Raw genomic sequence first — 11,161 nt, 5'->3', positions numbered from 1 at the left:
AGGTGAAAGTAGCCCCCCTTACAGGGGGCATTCTCAAAAGCCACCTTCTAAGAAGGTGGTCTTTTACTTCTACCGACGGTGATAACGCGGCCAGATTATTGGGTCAATGCCGGTTTATTATCGATGTTTGTCAGGATACCATTACTGTCAAACGTCAGCGTCAGCGTCTGCTGAGTGACTTTCTCATGGCCCGGCTCGCGGCGGAACACGTAATACCACACATTACTGCCGAAAGGATCCTTCATCATCGGGGTTCCGAGGGTATATGCCACCTGTTGCTGATCCATTCCGGTATGCAGCTTACTGATGTCGCTTGCTACCAGGTAGTTACCCTGATTGATATCCGGACGATAGACAACTCGTTCAAGTGTTGAGCAGCCAGCGGTTGTCATCAACATTACTACTGCAGCAGCAGCCAGTATTTTACTGCGCATGTATAGATTCCTTTTTCGGACACATATGCCTGTGCAAGGCGGTTCTTTGCCATCAACGATGAATGCTGCCTGTAACAGGTTTACTTCGTCCGGCGATACAAGATACCGATAATAATAGACCTTTCGCCAGATGGAAACCTTTGCAGGGCATGCATATGACTTCCGATAAGAAAAAAAGTGCCCTGTCAGGCGGCTAAAAGTTCTTTTGCGTTCGCCAGAGTGTTACGGGTGACTTCACTTCCACCCAGTAACCGGGCCAGTTCATGCAGGCGGGCAGACTTATCCAGCAGCCGCATCTGGGTTTCTGTCATCGAACCATCGGTAATTTTACTGATAAAGAAATGACTGTGGCCACAGCCCGCGACCTGCGGAAGGTGGGTGACACACATCACCTGAGTGGATTCACCTAACTGACGCAGCATTTTACCGACGATAGCCGCCGTCGGGCCGCTGATACCGACATCGACTTCATCAAAAATCATCGCCGGCGTCTCCATTTTCTGTGCGGTAATCACCTGAATTGCCAGGGCGATACGCGACAGTTCTCCCCCGGAGGCGACGCGCGCCAGAGCCTGCAGCGGCTGGCCCGGGTTAGTACTGACACGGAATTCAATCTGGTCAGCTCCCTGAGGGGTTAAACGGTCTTCACGGAAGATGACGTCGATAGTAAACCGGCCATGCTGCATCGAAAGCTCATGGATAGAGGTCGTGATCTTTTCGGATAACTCAGCCGCAAAATGACAACGCTGCTGATGTAATTCACGTGCCGTCTCCAGCGCAGCCTGATGCAGTTCTCCGACCTGCTGGCTCAGAGCTTCCAGTTCATCGTCATGTTGTTCCAGTTGCTGATACTCTTCCAGCAATTGCTGATGTAAATCCGGCAGGCTTTCCGGGGCGACATGGTGTTTACGGGCCAGGGAAATCTGGCGCGAAATACGCTGTTCCAGATCCTGTAACCGGTTAGGGTCGAGGTCTATGCGCTCGCAGTAGTGGCGGAGTTCATCGGCGGCTTCACTGACCAGAATCGAGGCATCGTCCAGCATACTAAGTACCGGGGTCAGGCTGTCATCCATCGATATAAGCTCACCCACGGTCTGTCGGGCACTGTAGAGCAGAGATTGTAATGTGGTGTCGTCACCGTCAGAGAGCATACTGGATGCCTGCTGGCTCACGGTCAGGCGCTGACCGCTGCTGGCCAGTTGTTTGTACTCACTGTCCGCCCCTTCATACTCGCCCTGCTGAGGAGAGAAGCTATTAAGTTCTTTTAGCTGGTACTGTAATAATTCCCGGCGGGCTTCCCGTTCCTGAGTTTGCTGCTGCAGTACCGCGAGTGTCCGACAGGCATGATGCCATTGCTGATAATGATGCTGCATTTTCTCCGATAACCGGGTCGGATCAGCATAAGCATCCAGCAGATGACGCTGATGTTCCGGCTTCAGTAGCAACTGGTGTGCATGCTGACCGTGGATTTGGATCAGTAACTGTCCCAGTTCACGTAACTGGGACAGGGGCACTGACGTACCATTGATAAACCCGCGCGAACGGCCATCGGCATTGATCACCCGGCGGAGCAGGCATTCTTCATTATCATCGAGATGATTGTCAGCCAGCCATTGTCTGGCGGACGGGGAGGCGGTTAAACGGAAGCGGGCACAGATATCCGCTCTGGCGGCGCCGGGCCTGAGCATACTGGCATCAGCCCGGGCGCCGAGACACAAACTGAGCGCATCTATCGCAATGGATTTCCCCGCACCGGTTTCGCCGGTAATTGCGGTCATGCCCTGTTGAAAGTCGATATCGAGTTCACGAACGATTGCAAAATTGCTGATGGTCAGTTGTGCCAGCATAGTATCACCTGTATAGAAAAACATGACTGTTTTTTTATACAGTATAAACTGGTTTTTTATACAGTAAAGAGACCGGGCATAATTTTCAGAATAATTTTTTCGACCAGCCGAGTTTAGTACTTAACGTATTAAAGTAATTGTAATTTTTTGGATGGATGAGATCCAGATGCTGCGGGCTGCGCTTGATCAGCACTTCTTCTCCCTCCCGGATGGGCAGCGCTATCTGGCTGTCACAACTGATTTCCAGATCGCTACGCAATGAAGAAAAGCGCAGGTGAATGACACTGCTGCTGTTGATCACGAGCGGACGGGCAGACAAGGTATGCGGGAACATCGGCACCACGCTGATCGCTTCCAGACCCGGTGTCAGAATAGGTCCCCCGGCAGAGAGTGAGTAGGCGGTTGAGCCGGTGGGTGTCGCGATAATCAGCCCGTCGGAACGCTGAGAAAAGGCAAAATTGTTATCAATATAGACCTCAAACTCAATCATATGAGCGACCTTTCCGGGATGGAGCACCACTTCATTAATGGCGGTGGCAACCCGCGGCGTCTGTTGCGGTCTTGAAACCTGAGCTTCGAGTAAAAAGCGTTGCTCAGTAAAGAAATTCCCCTCAAGGACTTCTGCCAGTTGCTGACGCGCATTTTCCGGGTCGAGATCGGTCAGGAACCCCAGATTCCCGCGGTTGACCCCGATCACTTTAATATCATAGCGGGAAAGCACGCGGGCTGCGCCAAGCATGTTGCCATCTCCCCCTATCACCACGGCCAGGTCGGCCTGCTGACCAATTTCTGCCAGTGTGCCGGTCATGACTTCGCGCAGATTCAGATCATCGGCAATCTGTTGCTCGACAATCACCTGATATCCGGAGGTCGTCAGCCAGTGACATAACATTTCATGGGTCGCTAAGGCGTTGGGATGACGCGGATGTCCCACGATACCAATGCAGTTAAAAAATTTATTCATTTGCAGGCTATTCCTCTCACCAAAACAGCAGTCAATATGACACAGTCCCTTGAATCCGAAATTTTGATCCCCATAATAAGCCTATCGGCGATATGACTATGGAAAACGCGGAGATTTTCATGAGCAGTAAAGAACAGAATACCCCTAACGAGCAATTTTCAGAAGAGCAGGCCGCAGAACAACAGACTACGGCTGAAAATGCAGAAACCTCCGGGACGACGGATACCCGTGATGAGCGTATTGCTCAACTCGAAGCCGAAGTCGCACAATTGAGTGGCGGTGTCCGTGAAGCTCAATTACGTGCCCAGGCTGAGATTGAAAATGTCCGTCGCCGTTGTGAACTGGATATTGAAAAAGCCCATAAATTTGCACTGGAAAAATTCTCTAATGAATTATTACCAGTGATTGATAACCTGGAACGTGCGCTGCAGGTGGCGGATAAAAATAATCCGGAGCTGGCATCGATGATCGAAGGTATCGAACTGACCCTGAAATCCCTGCTGGGTGCGGTACGTAAATTCGGTGTTGAAGTAGTGGGGGAGACTCACGTACCGTTCAACCCTGAACTGCATCAGGCTATGTCGATGATGGAATCTGATGACGTTGCGGCTAACCATGTCCTGATGGTGATGCAGAACGGCTATACCCTGAATGGTCGTCTGTTGCGTCCTGCGATGGTGGCAGTATCGAAGGGTAAAGCCTGATAGCGGGTTTTATCCTCTCCCGGCAGCAGAGGCTGCCGGGAAGGATGCTATCAGGATGTCGTTTCCGGTAATTCCGGCATCCAGCGGATAGGAGCGCGTCCTGATTGCTCCAGTCGTTTATTAGTCTCTGAAAAATGCCCACAGCCAAAAAAGCCCCGATGCGCTGATAACGGCGAAGGGTGGGGAGCCTGCAGCACATGGTGGCGTTCCCTGTCGATGATCCTGCCTTTCTTTTGAGCATGAGCCCCCCAGAGCAGAAAAACCACGTCTTCCCTGTGCTGATTAATTTCTTCTATCACTTTATCGGTGAACTGCTCCCATCCCAGTCGTGCATGTGAATGTGCCTTACCGGCCTCCACGGTCAGTACCGTATTCAGCAGCAGTACTCCCTGAGTGGCCCAGCTGGCCAGATAGCCGTGATTCGGACGCGTGAAGCCGGGGATATCCTTTTCCAGCTCCTTGTACATATTCAATAAGGACGGGGGGGTTGCGATGCCTGGCAGTACCGAAAACGCCAGTCCGTGCGCTTGTCCGGGACCGTGATAAGGATCCTGTCCCAGGATCACAACATTGACCTGATGAAGTTCCGTCAGCCGGAAAGCATTAAATACATCTTTCTGTGGCGGGTAGACAGTCACACCCTGCTGACGGCGCTCTGCGACCGTATTCAGTGTGTCAATAAAGTAGTCCTGCTGTTTCTCCGCCGCCAGCACATCGTGCCATGTCTGTGTTGTTGTCATGATCCGCTCCTGAATATTTTGCCGGTCAGCTTAACTAATTTCGGTGACGGGTAAAGGGTTAAAATTTATTTTAACTTCTGCAAATAAAGTTTATCCATTTTATTGTTTTATTTCATTGGGTTAGATTTTAATCATCCCGGATGGCTGTGGTTTGTTGATAAATATCAAAGATACCTTTCTGTACATAAGTTATACAGTGAGCAGATAGTTGATTCAGATTACTCTCTTGTATGACCGTACAAGCCCCGGGAGGCGCTAAATGATTAATGGAATTCAAATCACAAAAACCACCAATAATGCTCTGCTTAATTCATTCTGGTTACTGGATGACGAAAACGCTGAAGTTCGTTGCCTGTGTGCGAAGGGGGATTATCAGCAGGATCAGGTGGTTGCTTTACAGGAACTGGGAGACATCGAGTACCGTGAAATCCCCCTGGAAATGAAATCTCAGGTACGTGTCGAAGGCGGACAGCACCTGAACGTGAATGTCTTACGTCGTGAAACGCTGGAAGATGCGGTAAAAAATCCGGAAAAATATCCGCAACTGACTATCCGTGTGTCAGGTTATGCTGTCCGTTTTAACTCACTGACTCCGGAACAGCAACGGGATGTTATCACCCGTACTTTTACCGAAAGTCTGTAACGCGTTCAGAGTGAACAAAAAGGCGCGGTGCGCCTTTTTTTGTACAGACAAATCATCAGACTAATCAAAGCATTAACATAATTTATTTATTCTTTCGCTGATTTTTGCTGATTATGAGAATAACGGCCCGTCTGAGCGCAAAATTATTCTCATATCTCCAAAAAAAATCGCCCGTTACGGGCGACTTTTTTGAGGTGCAGTTGATTTTAAAAACAATCAGCTTTCAGAGCTTTCGCTTGCCTGAGAAGAAGGCGTGCGGCGCTTACCGATATTTTTTGTATCACGGTGGCGTTTTTTGACCCGTGGTTTTTTATCGTCTTCTTTTTTCTTTTCTTTACGCTTTTCCAGCTGCTTCTTAGACGGTTTCTTCGGTCCGGTAGCGGCAGGTGCCCGCGTCTGAGGCCGCAGTTCACTGATGGTACGGGCTTTCAGTGGCTCATTCAGGTAGCGGCCAATCTTCAGCAGTAATTCATTGTCATGAGCTTCGACCAGAGACAGGGCGGTACCTTTACGTCCCGCACGCCCGGTACGCCCGATACGGTGCAGATAGGTGTCTGCGGTACGTGGCAGATCGAAGTTAATGACCAGTGTCACGTCATCAATATCAATCCCCCGGGCGGCCACATCTGTTGCCACCAGGACGTTAACGCGGCCTTCATTCAGGCGCTTAATGGCTTCGTTACGTTTCGCCTGAACCATTTCGCCTTCAAGATAGCTACAGCGGATATCGGCCTGACGGATCCATTCAGCCACTTCGTGCAGTCGTTCACGCTTACGAACAAAAACGATAGTCCGGGTCGCCTCTGGCTGCTTCAGCAGATGGATCAGCAGTTTTGTTTTGTGCTCCAGATCATCCGCGCGGTAATACCATTGCTGGATTTTCTTACGCTCACGACGGCTCGGTTCAGCATCAATGACCAGTGGCTCATTCAGAATACGCTGAGCAAATTCTTCAATATGCTCTCCTTCGAGTGTCGCGGAGAACAATAAGGTCTGCTTACGCCAGCGGGTTTCAGCAGCGATCGTTTCGATATCCTGCGCGAACCCCATATCCAGCATTCTGTCGGCTTCATCGAGGATCAGGGTTTCTACGGCGCGGCAGTCAAAGTTCTCTTCTTTAATGTACTGCAGCAGACGCCCCGTGGTCGCTACCACCACATCCTGGTTAGTACTGAATACTTCTGCATGGTTCATATAAGCCACGCCGCCGGTGATGGTCGAAATATCCAGATGGGTATATTTCGCTAGCTCACGGGCCTGATCGGCTACCTGCATCGCCAGTTCACGGGTCGGCGTCAGGATAAGAATGCGGGGCGGGCCGGATTTCTTGCGCGGGAAATCGAGCAGGTGTTGCAGAGCTGGCAGTAAATAGGCCGCTGTTTTTCCGGTGCCTGTTGGTGCAGAACCCAGGACATCACGTCCATCCAGAGCAGGTGGAATTGCCTCTGCCTGTACTGCAGTGGGACGTGTGTAGTTCTTATCCTGCAATGCATTCAGCAGGCTTTCATCAAGTTCAAGTTCGGAAAAAGTGGTTACAGTCATGGTCTACCTCTGTTTGGGGCGCCGATTATAGACACTTCGGACGCATTCTTCATCTATTGTCTGCGCAACCCTGGCGGATAAACACGCTTTCTGTCTGCCATCGGCCTGCTGAGTAAGGTTTTTCGCGGTAATATTTATTTTTGCCGGTTACACTGGTGCCCCGGATGTCAGGGGCAAAATAATGCAGGAGATGGCGGATGCCGGTTGCGCGTACATTCAGAAAAAACGGATTCACCTTCAGACAATTTTTCGTCGCACATGATAAGTGTGGCATGAAAGTCAGTACCGACGGAATAATTTTAGGTGCCGCCGCGCCGTTACCCCCGGATGGCCGCGTTCTGGATATTGGCAGCGGCAGTGGTCTTATTTCATTGATGCTTGCCCAGCGTCTTCACGCGCGGGGTACGCCACCGGTTATCGATGCGATTGAACTGGAGGCAACGGCAGTTGAGCAGTCGCGGGATAACATTGCCGAATCACCATGGCCCGACAGCATTACCGTACATCATGCCGACATTCTGCACTGGTGCGGGGGGACGGAGTCACGCTATCCGGTCATTGTCAGTAATCCTCCTTTTTATACGCCCGGACCCGGGTGTCGTAACCCTGCGCGCGGGATGGCACGTTATACCGGGACTCTGACGCATGAAGGGCTGTTGCTCAGTGCTAAAAAACTGCTCGCCACGGATGGCTTATTTTGTGTGATCCTGCCTGCTGAGACCGGTCATGAGTTTACCCGCCTCGCGCAGGCCTGCGGATGGCATTTACGCCAGCGACTGACGATCACGGAGTATGCGCTGAGAGCGCCGCATCGTTTATTACTGGTGTTTTCCCTCCTTGCAGGAGAGACTGCACAGCGGACCCTGGTGATCCGCGACCCTTCCGGGAAATATTCCGATGATTATCAGGCACTGACCGGCGAATTTTACCTGCCCAGGCCTCACGAATAACCCTGCGACCCCGGCCGGGAGTTTGCTATAGTTTGTACCAGACAGTAATGACAATAGCGTGAATTTTCGGCCTGAACCGTCGTCATGGCTATGCTTCGGGAGGTCAGGCGCATACCCCGACCGCCGGCCCTGAACCGCCCGGTGCCGGCGCAGGATCAGGAGCCGGGCGGAAAAACTTTCGCGACTCTGAAATTGGGGTGAAATGCTTTCTGCAATCGGGTAACCTGCCAGTAAAACAGCCCTGACTCATTTCTGAAGTGAGAAGAGGGACTTAGTTCGGGATTCTGAGCTGTCCGCACACCGCATTGTGGGTCTGAAATTTTAATGTGTCAGCGGAGAAGCAGGAAAAATCTGAACTTTCTTTAAAGAGTCTACTCAAAGGAATTGCTTGCTCATATAGGATGAGATGTAACTGGTGATTTCATTGGATGTAGAACATATTTTGTGGGGATACAACCTCGGATGAGCGAGCAGTTAACAGATCAGGTTCTTGTTGAGCGCGTCCAGAAAGGGGATCAGAAGTCATTTAATTTACTGGTGATAAGATACCAGCATAAAGTGGCAAGCCTTGTGTCGCGCTATGTACCCCCCGGGGATGTCCCGGATGTGGTGCAGGAATCGTTTATTAAAGCATATCGTGCGTTGGAATCCTTTCGCGGCGATAGTGCCTTTTATACGTGGTTATACCGTATTGCAGTCAACACCGCTAAAAACTATCTGGTAGCTCAGGGCCGCAGGCCACCTTCCAGTGATGTGGATGCCTCAGAGGCAGAAAATTTCGAAAGTGCAGGGGCATTAAAAGAAATTTCGAACCCTGAGAACTTAATGTTGTCTGATGAATTGAAACAAATTGTATTCCGGACGATCGAAACATTACCAGAGGACTTGCGGATGGCGATTACCCTTCGTGAAATTGATGGTCTGAGTTACGAAGAAATCGCCGGAATCATGGATTGTCCTGTAGGAACCGTGCGTTCCCGTATTTTCAGGGCCCGCGAGGCTATTGATAACAAAGTTCAACCGCTGATCCAGCGTTAATGGTCGCGGCTACTTGAAAGGTAAATGGCATGCAGAAAGAACAACTTTCCGCGTTAATGGATGGTGAAGTCTTAGATAAGTCACTGCTTACTTCACTGGCGGAAGATGTGGAATTGCAGCAGCGCTGGGAAAGTTATCACCTGATCCGTGACACGATGCGTGGTGATCTTGCCTCAGAATTGCACTTTGACATCTCTGCACGGGTGGCAGAGGCCATTGCGCAGGAACCCGTACGTAATAATGTCTCGACATTGATCCCGGAAGCTCAGCCGGAACCTTCACGCTGGAGCCGTATGCCTTTCTTTGGCAAAAAAGGGGCATGGGTTTCACAACTGGCTCAGGCGGGTGTAGCAGCCTGTGTTTCGCTGGCCGTCATTGTCGGCGTTCAGCACTACGATACCGCATCTGCCGACCATGTCACCGAATCGTCAGACAGCCCGGCATTTAATACTCTGCCGATGATGGGTAAAGCCTCACCGGTAAGCCTCGGGGTGCCTTCCGATATCTTTGATGCGGGCGGAGCTTCCCGGCAGGTACAGCAACAGCAGCAGCAGGTGAATGCGATGCTGCAGGACTACGAATTACAACGTCGTCTGAATAATGACCAGTTTGAGTCCGGTGTTCCGGAACAGGCTCAGGTGAATGTACCAGGTAACCAGTCTCTAGGTATTCAGCAGCAGTAATGAAAAAACATTTGCTTTTTGTTACCGCACTGACCGGTAGTTTGCTGTTATCTCCTTTCGTCTCTGCGCAGCAACCGGCTGCGCCAGAGACGATGTTGCAGCAGATGGAAAAAGCCAGTACCTCGCTCAATTATGAACTCGCCTATATCAATGTCTCCCGCCAGGGCATTGAATCGTTGCGCTATCGCCATGCCATAGTCGACGGTCAAACCTATGCGCAATTACTCCAGATGGATGGTCCGCGACGGGAAGTGATTCAGCGCGGAAATGACATCAGTTATTTTGATGCAGGGCTACAGCCTTTCACCTTGCCGGGTGAACATATTCTGGATGGATTGCCTTCGGTGCTGTATGCGGACTTTAACCGTCTGCATAATTTCTATGATTTTATTCCGGTGGGCCGCTCCCGTGTGGCCGATCAGATGTGTGATGTCTTGCGTGTCGTTTCACGGGATGGTTCACGGTTTAGCTATGTTATCTGGCTGGATGTGGATACCTCATTACCGCTGCGCGTAGACTTACTGGATCAGGATGGCGAGCCGATAGAGCAATTTCAGGTGATCAGTTTTGCGGTAGACCAGGGCGTCGTTCATATGATGCAAGGCCTGAAGAATGCCAATCTGCCACCGGCATTATCACTGCCGGGCGGAGAAAAGACGGCCTTTCGCTGGAAGACCGGCTGGATCCCTTCAGGTATGCAGATGATATCGCAGAACCGTCGTCAGTTACCGAATGTGAATAAATCCTTTGATACGCGTTTGTATTCTGACGGGTTGTTCAGCTTTACCATCAATGTCACAGATGCTGATAAAAACAGCATAAATCAGACATACCGCACTGGACGTCGTACGGTTCAGATAGAAGTGCGCAATAATAAGGAGATTAGCGTTGTGGGTGAACTACCTGCAGCGACGGCAAAACGGATTGCAGATAACGTGGATGCGGGTAACTGATTATGATGAAAGAGTGGGCGACGGTCGCGTCCTGGGATAACGGGGTCGCGACGCTGTATACTGAAGCGAAGACTTCCTGCAATAGCTGTAATGCCCGTAAAGGGTGTGGCAGTCATTTGCTGAATAAGCTCGGGCCGGAGGATGCTGAGGTGATCAAAATCGCCAGCAAGCAGCCGCTGAAGGCCGGACAGCGGATTGAGATCGGCATCCGGGAAAGCAGCCTGTTAGGCTCGGCCTTACTGGTCTATATGACGCCATTGGTCGGGCTGTTTCTGGTCGCTGGCCTGTTTCAGGCACTCTTTCATTCAGATCTGGCCTCCGCGAGCGGGGCATTACTCGGCGGTGTCGGCGGGTTTATTTTATCGAAAGGTATTTCGGCATTAATTGGTGATAAAGAAGCGTTTCAGCCGGTGATCCTGAGTGTGGCATTACCTCCGGATATTCTGCGTGTGGATGCGACCCGTTACGAGTAAGCCGGGCCGGACATTGTCCGGCCTTTTTGTATCCTTAATTTCCTTTCCCCTGTTGCAATTACACCAGGCTAGCGGCTTTCGTACCGCGCGTTAACAGTGTAATATGCCTCCTCATTAATGAGGCTGACTCAATACGAGTAACGAGTGATGTTACTTATCATCTCTGTGCCCTGGTATTCAACAGACGTTT

Annotated in this window: 12 protein-coding genes; 7 read left to right on the top strand and 5 right to left on the bottom strand. The window is 50.9% G+C overall.

The window, feature by feature from the left end; translation table 11 throughout:
- Window positions 1–95: 95 nt before the first annotated feature.
- The 3 genes from bamE to nadK all read right to left on the bottom strand — a co-directional run bounded on the left by bamE (window position 96) and on the right by nadK (window position 3,245).
- Entirely contained in the window at window positions 96–434 is a 339-nt protein-coding gene (bamE, locus tag ABD035_RS11580; RefSeq protein WP_212713227.1) for an outer membrane protein assembly factor BamE, read from the bottom strand.
- A 185-nt stretch (window positions 435–619) separates the two neighbouring features.
- On the bottom strand, window positions 620–2,281 hold the full coding sequence (recN, locus tag ABD035_RS11575) for a DNA repair protein RecN (protein ID WP_343870309.1): 1,662 nt from the start codon (window positions 2,279–2,281) through the stop codon (window positions 620–622).
- An 85-nt stretch (window positions 2,282–2,366) separates the two neighbouring features.
- Complete coding sequence (nadK, locus tag ABD035_RS11570) at window positions 2,367–3,245, bottom strand: NAD(+) kinase (RefSeq protein ID WP_212713229.1); 879 nt, start codon at window positions 3,243–3,245, stop codon at window positions 2,367–2,369.
- Between the two features lie 119 nt (window positions 3,246–3,364).
- Here nadK and grpE point away from each other — a divergent pair, with 119 nt between their 5' ends.
- Window positions 3,365–3,949: a nucleotide exchange factor GrpE gene (gene grpE, locus ABD035_RS11565; RefSeq protein WP_212713230.1), complete on the top strand. Its 585-nt coding sequence runs from the start codon at window positions 3,365–3,367 to the stop codon at window positions 3,947–3,949.
- 50 nt (window positions 3,950–3,999) lie between these two features.
- Here grpE and ung read toward each other — a convergent pair whose 3' ends face one another.
- A complete protein-coding gene (gene ung / locus ABD035_RS11560; RefSeq protein ID WP_343870307.1) occupies window positions 4,000–4,689 on the bottom strand; it encodes a uracil-DNA glycosylase in 690 nt (229 codons plus the stop codon).
- Between the two features lie 259 nt (window positions 4,690–4,948).
- On the opposite strand from ung, the gene grcA reads away from it, so the two are divergent.
- Window positions 4,949–5,332 carry an autonomous glycyl radical cofactor GrcA gene (gene grcA, locus ABD035_RS11555; protein ID WP_212713232.1) on the top strand — a complete coding sequence of 128 codons (384 nt, stop codon included), beginning with the start codon at window positions 4,949–4,951 and terminating at the stop codon, window positions 5,330–5,332.
- A gap of 216 nt (window positions 5,333–5,548) precedes the next feature.
- On the opposite strand, the gene srmB is transcribed toward grcA, so the two are convergent.
- Window positions 5,549–6,874: an ATP-dependent RNA helicase SrmB gene (srmB, locus tag ABD035_RS11550; RefSeq protein ID WP_212713233.1), complete on the bottom strand. Its 1,326-nt coding sequence runs from the start codon at window positions 6,872–6,874 to the stop codon at window positions 5,549–5,551.
- 272 nt (window positions 6,875–7,146) lie between these two features.
- Here srmB and ABD035_RS11545 point away from each other — a divergent pair, with 272 nt between their 5' ends.
- The 5 genes from ABD035_RS11545 to rseC all read left to right on the top strand — a co-directional run bounded on the left by ABD035_RS11545 (window position 7,147) and on the right by rseC (window position 10,971).
- Window positions 7,147–7,824, top strand: coding sequence for a tRNA1(Val) (adenine(37)-N6)-methyltransferase (locus ABD035_RS11545; RefSeq protein ID WP_305803610.1), 678 nt, complete (start codon window positions 7,147–7,149; stop codon window positions 7,822–7,824).
- Window positions 7,825–8,286: 462 nt separating this feature from the next.
- A complete protein-coding gene (rpoE, locus tag ABD035_RS11540) occupies window positions 8,287–8,862 on the top strand; it encodes an RNA polymerase sigma factor RpoE (RefSeq protein WP_212713235.1) in 576 nt (191 codons plus the stop codon).
- 29 nt (window positions 8,863–8,891) lie between these two features.
- On the top strand, window positions 8,892–9,545 hold the full coding sequence (gene rseA / locus ABD035_RS11535; protein WP_212713236.1) for an anti-sigma-E factor RseA: 654 nt from the start codon (window positions 8,892–8,894) through the stop codon (window positions 9,543–9,545).
- Window positions 9,545–10,498, top strand: a complete 954-nt coding sequence (rseB, locus tag ABD035_RS11530) for a sigma-E factor regulatory protein RseB (protein ID WP_343870303.1) — start codon at window positions 9,545–9,547, stop codon at window positions 10,496–10,498. Before rseA ends, rseB begins: the two co-directional genes overlap by 1 nt.
- Before the next feature lie 2 nt (window positions 10,499–10,500).
- Window positions 10,501–10,971, top strand: coding sequence for a SoxR-reducing system protein RseC (gene rseC, locus ABD035_RS11525; RefSeq protein WP_343870301.1), 471 nt, complete (start codon window positions 10,501–10,503; stop codon window positions 10,969–10,971).
- Window positions 10,972–11,161: the final 190 nt, after the last annotated feature.

Source organism: Tatumella terrea, assembly GCF_039523755.1.
In the GTDB taxonomy this organism is placed as follows: Bacteria; Pseudomonadota; Gammaproteobacteria; order Enterobacterales; family Enterobacteriaceae; genus Tatumella; species Tatumella terrea.
Note: the sequence above shows the minus strand (reverse complement) of the source record. Positions and strands in the feature narration are given on the sequence as shown.